This window comes from Streptomyces sindenensis (genome assembly GCF_014649035.1).
GTDB lineage: Bacteria > Actinomycetota > Actinomycetes > Streptomycetales > Streptomycetaceae > Streptomyces > Streptomyces sindenensis.
On sequence record NZ_BMSG01000024.1, the window covers coordinates 21,529 to 40,457 of the forward strand.

The 18,929-nt window shown below is 69.8% G+C and carries 13 protein-coding genes; 9 read left to right on the plus strand and 4 right to left on the minus strand.

Features of this window, described 5'->3' with window-relative positions; genetic code table 11:
• Positions 1-3: 3 nt before the first annotated feature.
• The 5 genes from IE145_RS23520 to fabG all read left to right on the plus strand — a co-directional run bounded on the left by IE145_RS23520 (position 4) and on the right by fabG (position 8,073).
• Entirely contained in the window at positions 4-4,929 is a 4,926-nt protein-coding gene (locus IE145_RS23520) for a type I polyketide synthase (protein WP_189527435.1), read from the plus strand.
• A gap of 26 nt (positions 4,930-4,955) precedes the next feature.
• A complete protein-coding gene (locus tag IE145_RS23525; protein WP_189527436.1) occupies positions 4,956-6,221 on the plus strand; it encodes a hydroxymethylglutaryl-CoA synthase family protein in 1,266 nt (421 codons plus the stop codon).
• The gene (locus IE145_RS23530; protein WP_189527437.1) at positions 6,218-6,973 is read left to right on the plus strand and encodes a polyketide synthase; all 756 of its coding nucleotides are present in this window, start codon (positions 6,218-6,220) and stop codon (positions 6,971-6,973) included. The genes IE145_RS23525 and IE145_RS23530 overlap by 4 nt, the downstream gene beginning before the upstream one ends.
• 108 nt (positions 6,974-7,081) lie before the next feature.
• Entirely contained in the window at positions 7,082-7,327 is a 246-nt protein-coding gene (locus IE145_RS23535) for an acyl carrier protein (RefSeq protein ID WP_189527438.1), read from the plus strand.
• On the plus strand, positions 7,324-8,073 hold the full coding sequence (gene fabG, locus IE145_RS23540; RefSeq protein ID WP_189527439.1) for a 3-oxoacyl-[acyl-carrier-protein] reductase: 750 nt from the start codon (positions 7,324-7,326) through the stop codon (positions 8,071-8,073). The genes IE145_RS23535 and fabG overlap by 4 nt, the downstream gene beginning before the upstream one ends.
• A 108-nt stretch (positions 8,074-8,181) precedes the next feature.
• Here fabG and IE145_RS23545 read toward each other — a convergent pair whose 3' ends face one another.
• Genes IE145_RS23545 through IE145_RS23555 form a run of 3 tightly spaced genes read right to left on the minus strand, consistent with a single transcriptional unit; the run spans position 8,182 to position 10,155 of the window.
• On the minus strand, positions 8,182-8,928 hold the full coding sequence (locus IE145_RS23545; RefSeq protein ID WP_229825758.1) for an ABC transporter permease: 747 nt from the start codon (positions 8,926-8,928) through the stop codon (positions 8,182-8,184).
• Positions 8,925-9,851 (minus strand): ABC transporter ATP-binding protein, encoded by a 927-nt coding sequence (locus IE145_RS23550; RefSeq protein WP_189527440.1) that lies wholly within the window; start codon positions 9,849-9,851, stop codon positions 8,925-8,927. The genes IE145_RS23545 and IE145_RS23550 overlap by 4 nt, the downstream gene beginning before the upstream one ends.
• Positions 9,852-9,858: 7 nt before the next feature.
• The gene (locus tag IE145_RS23555) at positions 9,859-10,155 is read right to left on the minus strand and encodes an AbrB/MazE/SpoVT family DNA-binding domain-containing protein (RefSeq protein ID WP_189527441.1); all 297 of its coding nucleotides are present in this window, start codon (positions 10,153-10,155) and stop codon (positions 9,859-9,861) included.
• A gap of 554 nt (positions 10,156-10,709) precedes the next feature.
• On the opposite strand from IE145_RS23555, the gene IE145_RS23560 reads away from it, so the two are divergent.
• Positions 10,710-11,738, plus strand: coding sequence for a polyprenyl synthetase family protein (locus tag IE145_RS23560; RefSeq protein ID WP_189527442.1), 1,029 nt, complete (start codon positions 10,710-10,712; stop codon positions 11,736-11,738).
• 183 nt (positions 11,739-11,921) lie between these two features.
• Positions 11,922-14,000 carry an ABC1 kinase family protein gene (locus IE145_RS23565; RefSeq protein WP_189527443.1) on the plus strand — a complete coding sequence of 693 codons (2,079 nt, stop codon included), beginning with the start codon at positions 11,922-11,924 and terminating at the stop codon, positions 13,998-14,000.
• 26 nt (positions 14,001-14,026) lie between these two features.
• Here IE145_RS23565 and IE145_RS23570 read toward each other — a convergent pair whose 3' ends face one another.
• Positions 14,027-15,247, minus strand: coding sequence for a cytochrome P450 family protein (locus IE145_RS23570; protein ID WP_189527444.1), 1,221 nt, complete (start codon positions 15,245-15,247; stop codon positions 14,027-14,029).
• 268 nt (positions 15,248-15,515) lie between these two features.
• Between IE145_RS23570 and IE145_RS23575 the strand changes: the two genes are divergently transcribed.
• Positions 15,516-16,268 carry an ABC transporter ATP-binding protein gene (locus IE145_RS23575; RefSeq protein ID WP_229825769.1) on the plus strand — a complete coding sequence of 251 codons (753 nt, stop codon included), beginning with the start codon at positions 15,516-15,518 and terminating at the stop codon, positions 16,266-16,268.
• On the plus strand, positions 16,268-18,808 hold the full coding sequence (locus IE145_RS23580; RefSeq protein WP_189527446.1) for an ABC transporter permease: 2,541 nt from the start codon (positions 16,268-16,270) through the stop codon (positions 18,806-18,808). The genes IE145_RS23575 and IE145_RS23580 overlap by 1 nt, the downstream gene beginning before the upstream one ends.
• The last annotated feature ends 121 nt before the right edge of the window (positions 18,809-18,929 follow it).

Here is an 18,929-nt window from a genome sequence, read left to right on the forward strand (position 1 = left end):
GTCATGAGTGAGCACGTCAAGAGCAGCACCGCCGAGGTGCTGAAGCGGTCGGTGGTGACGATCCAGAACCTGCGCCACCAACTGGAGTCGACGCGCCGCGCGGCGCGGGAGCCGATCGCGGTGGTCGGCATGGCCTGCCGGTTCCCCGGCGGGTGCGACACCCCTGAGCAGTTCTGGCAGTTCGTGCGTGCGGGCGGCGTCGGCGTCCGGGACGTCCCGGAGGACCGGTGGCCGGTACAGGACCACTACGACCCGGTGCCCGGCACGCCCGGCAAGATGTACCTCCGGCGCAGCAACTTCCTCGAACGCGACGTCGCGTCCTTCGACGCCCGGTTCTTCAGGATCTCCCCCGTGGAGGCCAACTCCATGGATCCCCAGCAGCGCCAGTTGCTGGAGATCAGCTGGGAGGCGTTGGAAAACGCCGGGCAGAACCCCGAGGAGCTGCGCGGCAGTTCCACCGGGGTCTTCGTCGGGATATCCAGCAACTCCGAGTACGCCCAGCTCGTCCGCGACTCCACCGAGGCCAACGAGTACATCGGCACCGGCACCACCTCCAGCATCGCCTCCGGGCGGGTGTCGTACGCGTTCGGGTGGAACGGGCCCGCGCTCTCCGTGGACACCGCCTGCTCCTCGTCGCTGGTGGGCGCGCAGCTCGCGGTGGAGTCGCTGCGCCGCGGGGACTGCGACATGGCGCTCGCCGGGGGCGTCAGCATGATGCTCTCGCCCGGGGTGATGGCCTCGCTGTGCGCGATGAACGCCCTGGCGCCCGACGGGCGGTCCAAGCCCTTCGACGCCGCCGCCGACGGCTACGGCCGAGGTGAGGGCGCCGGCATGGTGGTCCTCAAGCGGCTCTCCGACGCGCAGCGCGACGGCGACACCGTCTACGCCGTGATCCGCGGCGGCGCAGTCAACAACGACGGCGAGAGCAGCGGCCTCACCAAGCCCAACGGCCGCGCCCAGCAGGCCGTGCTGGCCCGCGCGCTGGACAACGCGCGGATCGACGCCGACGCCGTCGACTACCTGGAGACCCACGGCACCGGCACCCTCCTCGGCGACCCCATCGAGATCGACGCGGTGCGGCGGGTCTACGGCGGCTCCTCCCGCAAGCTGACGCTCGGCGCGGTGAAGGCGAACATCGGCCATCTGGAAGCCGGAGCGGGCATCGCCAGCCTGATCAAGGCCGTGCTCTGCCTGCACCACGAGCAGATCCCGCCGATCGCCGGACTCGGCACCCTCAACCCGCGCATCGAGCCGCTGAGCGACTCCTTCGACTTCCCGAAGGAACCCAAGCCGTGGCCCGCCACCGCGGACCGGCCCCGCTACGCGGCCGTCAGCTCCTTCGGGTTCAGCGGCACCAACGCGCACCTGATCGTCGAGGAGGCCCCGCGCACCCGCCCCGAGGCGCCCGCCGCCGGGGCCGGGCGGCCGGCCGCGTCGCTTCTCACCCTCAGCGCAGCCGACGAAGAGCGCCTGATCCAGCAGATCCGCGACTTCGACGCCCACCTCGCCGCCCGGCCCGAGGTCCCCTTCGAGGACGTCTGCTACACCGCCAACGCCTGCCGCGCGGCCTTCACCCACCGGGCGGTCTTCCTCGGTGACGGCGCCGAAGCCGTCCGGGAGACGTTCCGCGAGGTGCTGGCGGCGTACGACGAGAAGAAGACGCTCTATTCGGACACCACGGAGATCCTCGGCAGCAGCCACGGACGGGACCGCTGGAACGCCAAGCGGACCCTGTTCACCACGCACGCCGGGGGCCGTGCGTTCGCCGCGCTGACCGACGAGAAGATCCAGCCCAAGCTGGCGTTCCTGTTCGCCGGAGTCTCCGGCGACACCGCCCGCACCCTCGCCGCGGCCCGCTCCCTGGCCGCGCGTTTCCCCGTCTTCCGTGCCGCGCTGACGGAGTGCCTGACCCTGTTCGAGGGTGAACTCGGGCCGCAGGGCGAAGCGTTCACCGCCGAGGACACCACGCCCGCCGACTCCCGGGCGACGCGCGCGTGGCTCTTCGCCTCCGAGTACGCACTGAGCCGGCTGCTCGCCTCCTACGGTGTGCGGCCCGAGATCACCTTCGGGGAGCGGACCGGCTCCCTCGTCGCGGCCGTCGTCTCCGGGGTGCTCGGTCTGGAGGCCGCCGTCCGCCACCACACGGCACTCGAAGCCGCCCGGTGCGCCGGTGAAACCGTCCACCACGCCCGGGTGGTGCTCGGGGCCGAGGCATTCGACGGCGTACTGCGCGACTGGCAGGGCCACGTCCACCTCTCCGCCGTGTACGGGCCGGACGAGCGGATCGTCTCCGGCGAGCCGGACGCCCTGCAGATGGTGTCCGAGGCGCTGACCGCCGCGGGCGCCGCCGTCACCGGGGAACCCGACGGCGACTGGCCCTCCGACGCCTACCGGGCCGGCGCCGAGACCTGGCGGCGTGCCGTCCGGGACGAGGAGTACCGGCAGCCGGCCAGCCGGTACCAGTCCGCCCAGACCCTGCGCACCAGCCACAACCCGGACGAGCTGCGCGCCGAGTTCCTCGACCACACCCTGACCGCGCCCGTCCGTTACGAGGAGGGTCTGGAGGAGCTGTACGAGCAGGGCTACCGCTTCTTCGTCGAACTGGGCGCCGGACCCGCCGCCGGCGTCCTGGAGCGCGAGGACGTGGTGGTGCTGCGCCCGGCCGAGGACGCCGAGCCGCTGGAGTCCCTGCTGCGGGTGCTCGCCCAGCTCTCCTGCCTCGGCTCGTCCCTGACCTGGCGCGACCACTACGACGGGCAGGGCCGGCGCAAGGTGATGCTGCCGAACCACCCCTTCGAACCCACCCGCCACTGGCTGGCCCGCACCGACGCCGGCCAGGCCGCCGAGGGCCTCACAGCCCGGCTCGCCGGCGGCCTCAGCCGCGACGGTCTCCATGCGCTCCCGCTGGACCTGCCGATCCCGTCCAGGCAGTACCTGTACACGTTCGGGCACCGCAACTTTCCCGAGCTCGCGGACAACTCCGGTGTCGTGCACGTGGGGTACTACCTGGAGATGCTGTGTGCCGTGATGGCCGAGCAGCACGGCGACGGGGCCTGCCACGTACGCCAGATGAGGTTCGACGCGCCGGTCGTCGTGGCGGCGGAGGAGATCAAGGAGCTCCTCCTGGTCCTGGACCCGCAGGGCGACGGCTCCTATGCCTTCGCCTTCCACAGTCGCGAATCGGCCGCCGCTCGCTGGACCCGGCATGTGCACGGCACCGTCGCCGCGCACACCGCCGCCGCCGCCGACGGGCCGCTCGACGTGCCCGCCCTGCGGCGGGCCGGAACGCGGCACGTGGACCGCGAGGAGTTCTACCGGCCGCTGGAAGGCGACCGGGGCTTCTTCTTCGGTCCCGCCGTGCGCTTCGTGGACGAGGCCTGGTGGACCGGTGACACCGAGATCCTGGTGGGCTTCGCCGGACCCGCGGACGGCTCGCCGGTCGACCGCTACGCGCTGGGCTTCCACCCCGGCGTCCTCGACAGTTGCGCGCAGAGCTGCAACTACGCGGTGCTGGAGCGGTCCGCGGCCGGACAGAAGTACATGGTCGCGTCCCTGGACGACGTGGTGCTGCGCCCCCGCGGCGCGGACGGGAGCGCGCTCTTCGCGTCCGTGTCCGTGCCCGACTTCGACCGGGAGAAGGGCGAGGCCGCCGGCGCGATCCGGCTGGTCGACGGCGCCGGGGAACCGGTGGTCTCGATCGGGAGCATCCGGCTCAAGGAGTTCGACGAGGAGCGGATCGGCGCGTTCAAGGCCATGATGGACGCCGCCGCCCTCGAACGGGACGGCGTGGACCGGGACTTCTACCAGCGCTACCACCAGGCCGGTGTCGAACGCAAGCGGGAGATGGTGGTCGAGTACCTCAGCCGCCTGCTCGCCCACATCCTGGAGATGGAGCCGGAGGAGGTGAAGCCCGAGGACTCCATGGAGTCGTTCGGCCTGGACTCCATGACCGGACTGCGGTTCTTCAACAAGACCGGCACGCTGCTGTCGGTGGACATCTCCTTCGCCGACATGGTGTCCAGCGGGACCCTCGGCGGCCTCGCCGACAACGTGATGGACCTGATGGTCGGCGGTGCCGGCAAGCTGCGCGAGGCCCAGACCAAGCCGTACGACACCGATCTCACGCCCGGCCACTGGGTGTACAAGCACCGGCCCAGGCCGGAGGCGAAGGTCAGGCTGTTCTGCTTCCCCAACGGCTACCGCAACGCCGACCTGTTCGACTCCTGGCAGGAGCGGCTCGGCCCCGAGATCGACGTGTGCGCGGTGATGTTGCCCGGGATGGACACCCACCGCCTCGACGAGCGGTCACCGGCCGACATCGAGGACTTCATGAAGACCATGGAGCGGGTCGTGGACCCGGACCTGCTGGACATCCCCTGCGCCACCTTCGGCCACAGCTGGGGCGCGCTGTTCTCCTTCCGGCTCGCCTACCGGCTGGGTCTCAACCCCCGCGCGAAGCTCGTGAAGGCGTTCGTCTCGGGCTTCGCGGCCCCCGTCACCAAGAACCCCAGCATCCAGGACGTCCTGGACCAGCTGGCCAAGCACGGCATGACCCGGATCCCCGGCTACGAGGAGATCCGGCAGGACCAGGAGAGCCTGGACGCCGTGGTCCGGGCCTACGAGACCGCCTGGGGCTACGGAGAGATGGAGACCAGGGCGACGCTGCCGCAGCTCCTCGCGGCGTGCACGCTGATCGACCGCTACGAGCACACCCCGCAGGAGGTCTTCGCCACCCCCATCACCGCCTTCCACGGGGTGGACGACTGGGTGGCATCGGAGGAGTCGAAGCTGTGGGAGCGGCTGACCACCGGCCCCTTCGTTCTGCACACCATGGCCGGTGACCACCAGTTCATCGATGCGCACCAGTCGCAGCGCAGGCTGCTCGGTCTGATCCGTGAGGAACTGATGGGTGCGGTGGACCCGTCGTGAGTGGTGTCAACACAAGGAGAAGCGGAATGGAACGGCGTGCGGCGGGCATCGAGGCCGTCAACTTCTACGGCGGATCGGCATATCTGGACGTCGGAACCCTCGCCCGTTACCGGGGACTGGACAACGAGCGGTTCGGCAACCTGCTCATGCTGGAGAAGTCGGTGGCGATGCCTTTCGAGGACCCGGTCTCCTTCGCGGTCAACGCCGCCAAGCCGATCGTCGACGCGCTCAGCGAGGCGGAGCGCGACAGCATCGAGATGCTGATCACCTGCACCGAGTCCGGTATCGACTTCGGCAAGTCCCTCAGCACCTATGTGCACGACTACCTGGGGCTGAGCCGTAGCTGCCGGCTGTTCGAGGTCAAGAACGCCTGCTTCTCGGGGACCGCCGGCTTCCAGAACGCGGTGAACTTCGTGCTCGCCCAGGTCTCGCCGGGCGCCAAGGTACTGGTGGTCACCACCGACATCGCGCGCTTCAAGGCGACCGAGGGCGGGGCGGGACTGGAGGAGGACTGGCTGTTCGCGGAGCCCACCGGCGGCGCGGGCGCCATGGCGATGCTGGTCAGCGACACCCCGCACATCTTCAGCGTCGACATCGGAGCCAACGGCTCCCACGGCTACGAGGTGATGGACACCTGCCGCCCCGTACCGGACAGCGAGGCGGGCAGCGCCGACCTGTCGCTGATGTCCTACCTCGACTGCTGCGAGGCGGCGTACCGGGACTACGAGCGGAAGGTGGAAGACGTCGACTACGCCACCACCTTCGACTACCTCGCCTTCCACACCCCGTTCGGCGGCATGATCAAGGGCGCGCACCGCACCATGATGCGCCGGGTGTGCAAGGCCAAGGGCCCGGCCATCGCGGCCGACTTCCAGCAGCGGGTCGTGCCGGGCCTCACCTACTGCCAGCGGGTGGGGAACATCTTCGGCGGCACCGTCTTCCTCAGCATCCTCTCCACCATCGCCCACGCGGACCTCTCCGCACCCAGGCGTCTGGGGGTCTTCTCCTACGGCTCGGGCTGCTGCTCGGAGTTCTACAGCGGTGTCGTCACCGCGGAGAGCCGGCGCCGGGTGGAGGCGATCGACGTCGAGAGCATCCTGCGGGGCCGCCACGGGCTGACCATCGACCAGTACCTCCAGCTGATGAAGGAGAGCGAGGTCATCGAGTTCGGCACCCGCGACGTCGAGCTGCGGCTGGACGTCATCCCCGAGGTGCTGGACAACATCTCCGGCACCAACCGCCTGGTGCTGAGCCGTGTGGACGACTACCACCGGGAGTACCAGTGGGTGTGAGCGACGCCGTCACGTTGTCGGAACCCCGGCCGGGGGTCGCGCTGGTCACCATGGAGGACCGCGAGCACAAGAACACGTTCACCGACGCCCTCCAGGTGGGGCTGGGCGAGGTCTTCCAGGAGGTCGCCGCCGACGAGCGGTACAAGACGGCCGTCCTGACCGGCTACGGCTCGTTCTTCTGCTCCGGCGGCACGCGGGACGCCCTGTTGAACATCCAGGCGGGCGGGGCGACCTTCCAGGTCGAGGACCGTCCCAACGTGTACTCGCTGCCGTTGGACTGCCCGGTCCCCGTCATCTCGGCGATGCAGGGCCACGCCATCGGCGGCGGGCTGTCGATGGGCCTCTTCGCGGACCTCGTGGTCCTCTCCCGGGAGAGCGTCTACACCGCCAACTTCATGAAGTACGGCTTCACGCCGGGCTTCGGCTCGACCCGGGTGTTCCCGGAGAAGCTCGGCACGGCCCTGGGCGGCGAGCTGCTGCTGACGGGACGCACCTTCCGTGGTGCCGAACTCGCCGAGCGGGGCGTGCCGTTCCCGGTGCTGCCGCGCAAGGACGTGCTGCCGACGGCCCTGGCCCAGGCGGAGAACCTGGCGGAGAAGCCGCGCACCTCGCTGGTGATGCTCAAGGCGCATCTGACCCGTCGCCTGCGGGCGGAACTGCCCGGCGTCATCGAGGAGGAACTGGCCATGCACGAGGTGACCTTCCACCAACCCGAGGTCAAGAGCCTGCTCATGAGCCGCTACGGCACCTGAGCGGCGCCGGGACCCCTTTACCGGCGTGCCCGCCCGCCCGCTCCCCGTGAGCGGGCGGGCGGGCACGCCGGACCATCGCACCAGGAAATCGCACGAGGAAAGAAGAACATGACCGAGGACGAGATCTTCACCACCCTGACCGGCGTCTTCCAGGAGATCATCGAGGACGTGGACGTCAAGGCCATCACCCGCGAGGACAGCCTGCGCGACCTGGGCGCCAACTCGATCGACCGGGCCGAGATCATCACGGACACCCTGGAGCAGGTCGGCGTCACCATACCGATGGTGAAGTTCGCCGACGCCCGGAACATCGGCGACATCGTCTCCGTGATCGCCGCAGGGGCCCGCTCGTGAGCGGCCCCGGCGCCCTCAGCGGCAAGGTCGCGCTGGTCACCGGAGGCTCCCGGGGCCTGGGCCGGGCCATGGCGCTGCGCCTGGCCCGGGACGGGGCGGCGGTCGCCATCGTCTACGTCAGCGACGAGTCCAGCGCCAAGGAGACGCAGGGGGAGATCGAACGCCTCGGCGGCACGGCACGGAGCTACCGCTGCGACGTCTCCGACGCCGAGCAGGTCACCCGCTGCGTCAAGGCCGTCAGTGCGGACCTGGGGCCGGTCGACATCCTCGTCAACAACGCGGGGATCATCCGTGACGGGCTGGCCGCGTCGATCAAGGACGAGGACTTCGACGCGGTGGTGAACACCAACCTCAGGGGTGCGTTCCTGTTCATCAAGGCGTGCTACTTCGGCTTCATCCGGAAGCGCAGCGGCTCCATCATCAACATCTCGTCGGTCTCCGGCGTCTTCGGCAGCGCCGGCCAGGCCAACTACGCCTCGGCGAAGGCGGGGCTGATCGGTCTGACGAAGAGCATCGCCAAGGAGCTGGCGGAGCGGAACGTCCGCTGCAACGCCGTCGCCCCCGGTCTGATCGCGACCGATATGACGCAGGACCTGGTCGATGACTCCAAGCGGCTCGACCCGGTGCCCATGCGCCGCTTCGGCCGCCCGGACGAGGTCGCCGGCCTGGTCGCCTTCCTGGCCGGGGACGAGAGCTCGTACATCACCGGGCAGGTCGTGTGTGTGGACGGCGGCATGGCGATGTGACGCTGCCGGCCCTCGATAGGGGTGCCAGGTACCTGACACGGATGAGGGTGCTCGCGACCAGGAACGTCCTGGTGGCGGGCACCCTCACCCTGTTTCCGGGAGCCGGGGTCACTCCCAGCGGAAGAACCGCGCGGCGAGCCCGGTGGCCACCACGAGGAGGCCGCCCAGCACCGACACCGCCACCAGGTTGTCGCCCCAGGTGCCGCCCTGCCACAGGTCCTGGAGGAACTCCGTGAGCTGGGTGAGCGGGGAGATCTGGGCCACGCTCCGTACGTTGTCGGGCAGGCTGTCCAGCGGCACCGCGCCACCGGAGACCATGATCAGCGGGTACACCAGGGTGTTGCCCACCGCCTGGGCGGCACCGGAGGACGGGAGCGCCGCGGCCAGTGCGTAGCCGACCGCGAGGAACGCGGAGATGCCCAGCAGCAACGCCAGCAGCACGGCCACGATGCTGCCCTCGGTCTTGGCCCCGAAGGCCGTCATGCCGATGACGAGCATCAGCACCAGGCTCACCGTCAGGATGGCGAACCGCACCGTCACGTCGGCCGCGATGTATTTGGCCGGCTTCAGCGGCGTCGCGCGGAAGCGGCGCAGCGCGCCGTTGTCCCGCTGCCCCACCAGGTCGACGGGGATCATCACGAAGCTCGTGATGGCGAGGACGATCGCGGAGAAGCTGACGAGGTTGGCCTCGACGAAGCTGCGGTCGCCGAACTCGGGCCGTGCTTCGGTGCCGAAGATGGCGCCCATGATGATGACGAACAGCGGGCCGAAGGCCAGCATGAAGAAGACGCTCGCGGGTTCCCGCAGGGTCCGCTTGGTCTGGACGGCGACCAGGTTTCCGAAAGCCGATGTCACTGACCCGACCCCTCTCGCATCGGACGGCCGGTCAGAGACAGGAACACGTCTTCCAGATTGGGCTGTTCGGAGCGGAAGTCCTCCGCCACGAGCTGGAGGTCCGCCAGCATCCCCATGACCTCCTGGGCGAAGGTCCGGCCCTTGCCGCGGGCCACGACACGTCCCTCGCTGCGCTCCACGTGGATGAGCGAGGGCAGTTGCTGGAGCTCTCTGATCGGCGGGCGGCCGTTCACCGTGAACGTCAGCTTGGTCTCGCCGTCGAGGGAGTTGATCAGGTTCGTCACGGTGTCCAGCGCGATGAGCCTGCCGTGGTCGACGATCGCCACCCGGTCGCAGAGGCGCTCGGCCTCTTCCATGAAGTGGGTGGTGAGGAACACCGTGGTGCCGTTGTCGCGGATGTCGCGGATCACGTCCCACACCGCGTGCCGGGACTGCGGGTCGAGCGCCGTGGTGATCTCGTCGACGAAGATCAGCTCGGGGTTGTTGACCAGGGCCAGCGCGATGAACACGCGCTGCCGCTGGCCCCCGGACAGCTTGTCGACGTAGGAGTTGACCTTCTCGTCCAGGCCCAGGTCCCGAAGTGTCTTCCGCCAGTCGCCGGGGTTGCGGTAGAAGGAGGAGAAGAGCTGCAGCGCTTCCCCGACCTTGATGCGGGGCGGCAGCGCGGAGGTCTGGAGCTGCAGACCCACGCGCTCGTGTATCTCCGCCGCGTCCTTCGCCGGGTCCATGCCCAGCACCTCGACGGTGCCGCTGTCACGGGTGCGCAGTCCTTCGACGCACTCCATGAGGGTGCTTTTTCCGGCCCCGTTGGGGCCGATCATGCCGAATATCTCGCCCTGCTGGACCTCGAAGGAGACGCCGTCGACGGCGAGCAGATCCCCGTACCTCTTCGAGAGGTCCTGGCAGCGGATGACAGTGTTCATGTCTCGTTCATTCCTTGTCGTCAGCCTCCTGTGACTGCCCCTGACCCTGCTGGAGATGACCGCCGAGAGGGGGGAAGCCGCTTTGCATCAGCGATTCGATCTTCATCAGAGCGATGCCGTGCTGCGGGTCACCGAGAACCAGGAGCTTGTCGCCCGCGTTGATGTCCAGATCACGCCGGGCCTTCGCCGGAATCACGATCTGACCTCGCTCGCTGACGGTCACAGCACCGTAGAAACCCCGCCCCTTCGGGTCGTACGACGCGCCGCCGGAAGCGTCGCGCCCCTTGTCTCCGACCGGGGTCATCTGACCGTTCCTCTACTCGCGGTACACATGATTCGGCATGTATATCATGTGGATCTCTCGCGTCTGTGGGGGTCCGGCGACGGCTTGATGACGATGCTGTCTCGGAGGTACGAGTGGTCGTCATAAGTCGTGAACTCGGCCTGACAGAGGGCGAAATCGCCGTCAGGGCCGGTGCCTCTCCGACCACCTGGCGCACTCCTTTGGACCGTTGCCCGGACCCGTGCGGCGATGCCGCCCCGGCCCCGGGAGGTCCAGCGCGAACGCCGTGACGGTGGCGGCTCAGTGAAGGACCGGCTCAGACCCCGTCTGAGCCGGTCCTTCTGGTTTCCTGGGCCGGTCCCGGACGGGCGGTCCCGGGGGACTGAAGGTGTCGGGCGGCTGAAGGTCTTCTGCCGCGATGGCAGGAAGGTGCCAACTCCTCCCTCCCGGCAGTCGGCCTGTCCTATGGTTTCGCTGGCCGGGGGGCTGTGCAGTGACGGGCGACTTCTCGCTTCCGAGCTGCCGGCGCACACAATGCTGTGGGGGAATTTCTGATGCGATCGCACCGGAGCGCATTGGCTGCGCCCACGACGGACCGGGCCACAGGAACACTGCTCGCTCAGCTGGAGATCGAGGACGGTGAGCTGACGGCGCGGCTGGCCGACGGGCTCGAAGCGGCGGAGAAGGGGCTCCAGGACACCGCGGCCACCGCCGCGGACCCCCGGATCGCGGAGCTCACCGGGCATCTGGCCGCGTTCGGGGGCAAGCGGCTGCGGCCGCTTCTGGTTCTGCTGGGGGCGGAGTTCGGGGAGCCGTGGAGTGCGGGGGTGACCGAGGCCGCCGTCATCGCCGAGCTGGTCCATGTCTCCTCGCTCTACCACGACGATGTGATGGATGCCGCCACCACCCGGCACGGGGTGCCCAGCGCCAACGCCCGCTGGGGGGAGCGGTCCGCCGTCTTCGGCGGGGACTGGCTGCTGGCCCGCGCCGCGCAGCTCTCGGCGGCGCTCGGGGCCGAAACGATTCGGCTCAATGCGGAGGCGGCCGGGCGGCTGGTCACCGGGCAGCTCCGGGAGCTCACGGGGCCGGCTCCGGGGGAGGATCCCGTCGAGCACTACTTCCAGGTGCTCAGCGGGAAGACGGCCGCGCTGTTCTCCCTGGCCCTGTCCATCGGCGCCCATCAGGCGGGCGCCCCCACCGCTTCGATCCAGGCGCTCGACGAGTACGGGAGACAGCTCGGCCTCGCCTTCCAGATAGCCGACGACCTGCTCGACCTCACCGCGCCGGTCGACTGGACCGGCAAGGAACGGGGGAAGGACCTGGCCGCCGGAGTGGCCAGTCTCCCGGTCCTCCTCGCCCGCGCCGACGAGAGCACCGACGGCGCCGAACTGCGGGAGATCCTGCTCGCCGGGCCGTTGACCGACACAGCGGTACGCCAACGAGCCCTGGAGCTCTTCCGGACCTCGCCGGCCCTCGCCACCACCGAGGACATGATGCACCTGCGGCTGGCCCGGGCGCGGGCCGCGATCCAGGGTCTTGCTCCGCACCCGGCGCACCAGGCCCTCCTCGCGCTCTGCGCGTTCATGGCGGCGAGAACGGCGTAGGTCCGCGACTCGCGCGTGCCCCACGGCGGCACCCCGGGCGCTGTCCCCCCACGGCGGCGCCCCGGCCGCCGTGACCCCCACGGCGGTACCCGGGCTGCCGTGCCCCCCACGGTGGCTCCCGGCCGCCGCACCGCAACCTCGACGCCTACCGCGCAGCTCCTAGCTGACCGAAGGAACCGCTCCATGCAGGCTCTGGCCGCCGACAGCGTCGGCGACGTCCCCTTTGCTGTGTTCATCGTTCTGGCCGCGGCGGTCTCCCTCGGTGTGATCGTCTTCGCCGTCTCCACGGCCTCGCGCCGGCTGCTGGGCATCCGGGTCGGCCCCATGAGAGCCATGACGTCCGGACTGGTCGGCCTGGCCGTCTTCATCCTCTTCGACCAGGTGGTGCGGGACGAGGAGAGCCTCAGAGCGCTCTCGACGGTTCAGGTGGCGCTGTCGCTGCTGGGTGCGATGGCCACCCTCGTGGTGGTCGAGGTCTTCGTCCCGTACGGCAGTTGGGCGCGGCCTCTCCAGATCGTGCGGACGCTGGGGCACAGGCTCCGCCGAACGCGCCGCTACATCCAGATCAGCCGCATTTTCATGCGCCACGGACTGGGGCGCTATCTGCGCGGCCGGAGCAGCATGGACCGCGCTTTCGAGGCGAACGAGGCCGGCCGGCAGTCGGCCAGGGCGCTGCGGCTCGCGCTGGAGGACTGCGGGGGCGCGCTGATCAAGCTGGGCCAGGTCCTGTCCACCCGGAGCGATCTGCTGCCCCCGCACTTCATCGACGAGCTGAGCCGGCTCCAGTCGAACGTCCCCCCGGCACCGTGGCCCGAGGTGGCGGCGGTGCTCCACAAGGAGCTCGGCAAGCCGGTCGATGAGGTCTTCGACTGGATCGAGCACGTGCCGCTCGCCGCCGCCTCCATCGCGCAGGTGCACCGGGCCCGGCTGCGCGGCGGGCCCAGCGTCGTCGTCAAGGTCCAGCGGCCGGGGATACGCGAGAGCATCGAGCGCGACCTCGACATCGTGCTCGCCATCACGCGCAGCCTCCAGGACCGGGCCAGGTCGGTGCACGCCCTCGGGCTGCGGGACCTGGGCGACGGCTTCTCCGTGTCCGTGCGCGAGGAGCTGGACTTCCGGATCGAGGCGCGCAACTCCTCGGCGGTGGCGGAGGCCTGCGACGGGTACGCGCCGGACGCGACGGTGCGCATCCCCCGGGTCCACTACGAGTTCACCTCGTCCCGCCTCCTGGTGCAGGAGTGGCTGGAGGGCGTCACGCTCGACCGCGCGGGGAAGGTGGCCGACGAGAGGGGGTGGGACCGGCACGCCCTGGCCCGTACCGCGCTGGGCGCCGTGCTGGACCAGATCCTCCGGTACGGCGTCTTCCACGCCGATCCCCACCCGGGCAACATGCTGCTGCTCGACGACGGGCGGCTCGGGCTGCTCGACTTCGGTTCGGTGGGCAGGATCGACCCGTCGGCGCGGCTCGCCATCCAGGAAGTGCTGGTCGCCATCGACCGGGGCGATCCCGCCGCCCTGCACGACGCGCTGATCGACCTGCTGGGGACCAGGGCCACTTCGCGCGACGGCATCATGCCCGACTCGCTGCTCCTGGAGCGGGCGTTGGGCAGGTTCATGGCCCAGTACCTCGGGGCCGGCGGTCAGCCCGACGCCGAGATGTTCACCGCCCTGTTCCGCATGCTGACCCGCTTCGACCTGGCGGTGCCCCCGGAGGTCGCCGCGGTCTTCCGGGCGATCGCCACGATCGAGGGCACCCTGGGGCGGCTGGCGCCGGGCTTCAACATCCTCGATGAATCACGGGCGTTCGCCGCCGATCTGCTCACCGACCGGCTGCATTTCGGCTCCCGGCGGAAGACGGCGGGCGGGAAGACGGGCTTCTCGGGCTTCGACCTGCCGTCGCTGGCCCGGGAAGCGGCCCAGGAGGCGATGGCGATCCTGCCCATGCTGCGGAGGCTGCCGCGGCGGGCCGAGCGCATCAGCGCCTCGCTGGAGGAGGGGCGGCTCGCGGTGCGCGTGCGCGTCCTGGCCGACGAGCGGGAACAGCGCTTCGTCGCCGGCCTCGTCCACCAGGTGGTGATCGGCCTGCTCGCCGCCTGTACCGGGGTGATGGGCGTCATGCTGGTCGTGTTCGGAACCGGCAAGGGACCACGCGTCACCCAGCAGTTGGAGCTGTTCCCGCTGCTCGGCTATCACGCCCTCGTGGTGAGCGCCATCCTCACGCTCCGGGCGCTTTACACGGCGATGCGCAGATCCGTCCGGTGACCGGGGCGGGCGCGGGACTCCACGGTTCACCGCAGCCTGACCGGAAGCTCCTTCAACGGGCGTACGACCACGTTCTGTTCGTAACGCAGTTCGGAGGGCGCGACGGCCAGCGAGACGGCGGGGAAGCGTTCGAAGAGCCGCCGGGAGCCGATCTCGGTGATGACCTTCGCCAGATGGGCGCCCGAGCAGTAGTGGATGCCGAAGCCGAAGCTGAGGTGGGCCGGCTTGTGCCGGTCGAGGTCCAGCCGGTCCGGGTGGTCGGGGAACTGATCCGTGTCGCGGTTGGTCGACATCACGCTGATGACGACGACCTCACCGGCGGGGATGGTCACCCCGCCGATCTCGACCGGCTCGGTGGTGACCCGCTGGAGGGCGTTGCTGATGGGGCCCACGTACCGGATGAGTTCGTCCATCGACTTGCCCCAGCGGCCGGGCTCCGCCAGCAGCTGGGACCGCTCCGCCGGATGGGTGAGAAGGGCGGCCATGACCCCGCCGAGCAGGCTGGCGGTGGTGTCGTTGCCGCCGGTCATCAGCGCGAAGCCGGTGGACAGGATCTCGGTGCCGGTCAGCCGGCGTTCCGGGTCGGCGTGGATGAGCGCGGAGAGCAGGTCGTCGCCCGGCTCCCGGCCCTTGCGCTCGATGAGCTCGGACATGTACGTGGAAAGCTCCTGGATGCTGCGGTCCAGGACCCCGGAGCCGTCCGTGGGGGAGTACGTGCGCAGGGCGGCCGACCAGCGCAGGAAGTCGGGCCAGGCATCGGCGGGTACGCCCATCAGCTCGGCGATCGTGATGACGGGCAGCGGGTCGGCGTAACCGGTGATCAGATCGGGGCGGGGGGCTGCCGCCAGCCGGTCCAGCAGCTCGTCGGCGATCTCCTCGACGCGCGGCCGCAGCGCTTCGGCCCTGCGCGGGGTGAAGGCGAAGCTGATCGCCCGGCGCAGCGGTGTGTGGCGCGGCGGCTCCAGATTGGCGAGGTGGTTCGCCTCCTCCGGCGGAGGGGTCATCGGCCGTCCCGTCCGCTTCGACATCAGCTCGTAGTGCACATGGATGTCGCGGCTCAGCCGGGGGTCGGCGAGCGCGTCCTTCGCGTCGTCGTACCGGGTCACCACCCAGACACGGTCCCCGCCCGGCATGGACAGCTCGCGGACGGGGCTCTCGCGCCGCACGTACTCCAGGATCGGATAGGGGTCCTGCGTGAAGTCGTTGGTGAGCATCCAGTACTTGGAGAGTGTCCGCGTGCCTGCCATGTCCGTCCTCCGGGCTGTGGGCGGGGTTGTCGGCCCGTCGTCGGGACGGTAGGTGAGCTCGCCCTTTCGGCGCATGCCTGGTTCCAAGAGTTCGAAGCGCGGGCGCGCGGGGCGGCGTACCCCGGATGCTCTCTGCCGAACGGTAGATGTGGCGGGGTACGGCCCGCTCCTAGGCTTCGAGCGATCGCCGGGCATGGTGCACAGTGCTCCGGATCTCGACAGCCCGTGACACAGCCCGTTGGGGAGAGTGAACCGCGTGAGCGCGACGATGACGACGGAGCGGCAAGTAGCCGCTCGAGCCGTGAAAGTGGAGAAGTTGTACGGCGAGGGGGAGGCGCAGGTAGCCGCTCTCCGCGGGGTGGACATGGAGATCGCCCGGGGCGAGTTCACCGCCATCATGGGTCCCTCGGGCTCGGGCAAGTCCACGCTGATGCACTGTCTGGCAGGCCTGGACGTGGTCACATCGGGCGAGATCTTCGTCGGTGACCAGCAGGTGAGCGGCATGTCCGAGAAGAACCTCACCCAGCTCCGCCGGAGCCAGATCGGCTTCATCTTCCAGCAGTTCAACCTGCTGCCCACGCTGACGGCGGAGGAGAACATCCTGCTGCCGCTGGCGATCGCCGGCCGCAAGCCCTCCAAGGACTGGTTCGACCGGGTCATCGACACCGTGGGTCTGGCCCAGCGGCTGAACCACCGGCCGACCGAGCTGTCCGGCGGTCAGCAGCAGCGTGTGGCGTGCGCACGCGCTCTCGTGTCCCAGCCGGACGTCATCTTCGCGGACGAGCCCACCGGGAACCTGGACTCCACGTCGGGTACGGATGTGCTCAAGTTCCTGCGGGACTCGGTCCGTTCGCTGGGCCAGACGATCGTCATGGTCACGCACGACCCGAGCGCCGCGGCGTACGCGGACCGGGTGGTGTTCCTCGCCGACGGCCGGATCGTCAACGAGCTCAGGGATCCGACGGCGGACTCCGTGCTGGACGCGATGCGGAAGCTCGATGTCCGCGAGCGGGTGGCGTGATGCTGAAGGCAACGCTGAAGAGCCTGCTCTCGCGCAAGCTGCGGCTGATCCTCTCGGGTCTGGCCGTCGTGCTGGCCGTGATGTTCGTGTCCGGGTCCATGGTCATCCGGGACACGCTCGGCCGGTCCATCGACGCGCAGTTCGCCGGAGCCTATGACGACACCGACCTCCAGGCCTCGCTCAAGCCGAAGGTGGACGCGGACGTCGGCGACTCCGAGGTCATCCCCGTGACCGACGCGGCTGCCGTCGAGCGGGTCTCCAAGGTCTCTGGTGTGGAGCGCGCCCGCGGGGTCGTCCAGGCCGAGGGCGCCCGTGTCCTGGGCAAGGACGGCAAGCTGGTGCCGAGCACCGGCGGTCCGCGCTACGGCGAGAGCTGGCGCGGGGAGAGCGATCTGATCGCCCTGCGGTCCGGCCACGAGCCGCGTACGGACGCGGAAGTGGCGATCAACGCCGGACTGGCCGAGAAGGCCGGCTTCAAGGTCGGCGACCGGATCCAGGTGCTGACCACCGAGCCGCAGAAGACCTTCACCGTGGCCGGCGTCTTCGGCTACTCGGGCGACCGGGACGCCATCGGCGGCGAACAGACGGTGGCCTTCACCGAGCCGGTGGCCCAGAAGCTGATGACGGGTACGCCGGGAGGCTTCACCGGCATCACCGTCGACACGGCCTCGGGTGCGTCGGTCGCCGCGGTGAAGGCCGCGATCGGCAAGGAGCTGGGCGACACCTTCCGGGTCGCGACCGGGGAGGAACTCTCCAAGAAGGCGTCCGACAAGTCGCGCGGCGTCCTCGATCTGATGAGCCAGCTGCTGCTGGGATTCGCCGCGGTCGCGGTGCTCGTCGGCATCTTCCTCATCGTCAACACCTTCTCGATCATCATCGCGCAGCGCATGCGGGAACTCGCCCTGCTGCGGGCGCTGGGGGCCAGCCCCCGGCAGGTGATCGGTTCGGTGCTCCTGGAGTCCTTCGTGGTCGGGCTCGTCGCCTCGGCGATCGGGCTGGCGGCCGGTGTCGGGATTGGCGCGCTCGGCGCGAAGATGCTGGCCGGCACCACGGACGGTCTCAAGGTGGCGCCGCTGGGCGTGCCGGCGAGCGCCGTGATCACCGCCTTCGCGGTCGGCATCCTGGTGACCATGTTCTCCGCGCTCTTCCCGGCGCTGAAGGCGGCGAAGGTCGCCCCGATCTCGGTCATCCGCGCGGCCGTCAACCCGGAGGGCAAGCACCGCAAGCAGACCTGGACCGGTGGGATCCTGTTCGGTCTCGGCATCATCATGCTGGCGCTGGGCCTCTTCGGATCCAGCGGCATCGCTCTGATCCTGACCGGTGTGCTCTTCACCTTCGTCGGGGTCGCGCTCCTCACCCCGCTGGTCAGCCGCCCCACGGTCTGGGCGCTGGGCGCCCTGTTCGCCCGGTCGCTGCCGGGGCAGCTGGGCCGGCGCAACTCGGCGCGCAATCCGCGGCGTACCGCGGTGACCGCCTCGGCGATGATGATCGGCGTCGCGTTGGTCACCGCGATCAGCACGGTGGCCGTCTCGTCGGAGAACAGTGTCACCGACGAGCTCTCCCGGGACCTCAAGGCCCAGCTCGTGGCCATGGGCGAGGGTGGTTCGGCGGCCTCCGCGACCATCGACCCGGCCGCGCTGACCGCCGTCGGCCAGGTGAGCGGCGTCAAGAACGTCGCCGCCGCGATGCTCGACTCGGGCAAGGTCGGCAAGGAGGCCGCGGGCGTCGCCTCCTGGCAGGACTGGGGCAAGGCGCGGGAAGTCCTGGGTCTGAAGGGCGACAAGGGGAACATCGACTCGCCGGGCGACGGCGAGGTCGTGATGAACACCGCCACCGCGAAGAGCCACGACCTCAAGACCGGTGACAAGGTCGTCGTCCAGCTCCAGCGCGGCGAGCCGCACACCTACGTGCTGGCAGGAACCTTCAAGGACTCGAACCTGGCCAACAGCGTGGTCGTCCCGTGGGCCGACGCGCAGACCGGATTCCGCAACAAGCTGCCTTCGCAGGCCTTCTTCCAGCTGGAGGACGGCGCCGAGACGGCCGCGGTGCAGCCGAAGATCGAGGGGCTCCTCAAGGACAGCCCCGAGGTGTCGGTGCAGACCAAGTCCGATGTCATCGGGCAGTTCAGCCAGGGGTTCGCGATGATGCTCACGGTGGTCCAGGCCCTGCTGGGGGTGGCCATGCTGATCGCGGTGCTGGGCATCATCAACACCCTGGCCCTGTCGATCCTGGAGCGGACGAAGGAGATGGGCGCGCTGCGGGCCATCGGCCTCAGCCGGGGCCAGACGGTCCGCATGATCATGACGGAGTCCGTGGTGATCTCACTGTTCGGCGCGGTGCTCGGCATCACGGTCGGCGGGCTGCTCGGGCTGGCCGTGGCCCACGCCATGAAGGACCAGGGTGTCAGCCAGCTGTCACTGCCCTGGGCGCAGATGCTCGCCTATCTGATCGGCGCGATGGTCGTCGGCGTCATCGCCTCGCTGGCTCCGGCCCGCCGGGGCGCCCGTCTGAACGTGCTGAAGGCTATCGGTCACGAATAGGAGAAAACTTCTCGAACACAGGCCGAATGATGTCCCTCGGGGAGGGTGCCCGAGGGACCTTCGGCATGCGTGAAACAGCCGAAATCGCGTCGGTTGCAGCTTCCTGCATCCCCCATTGCCT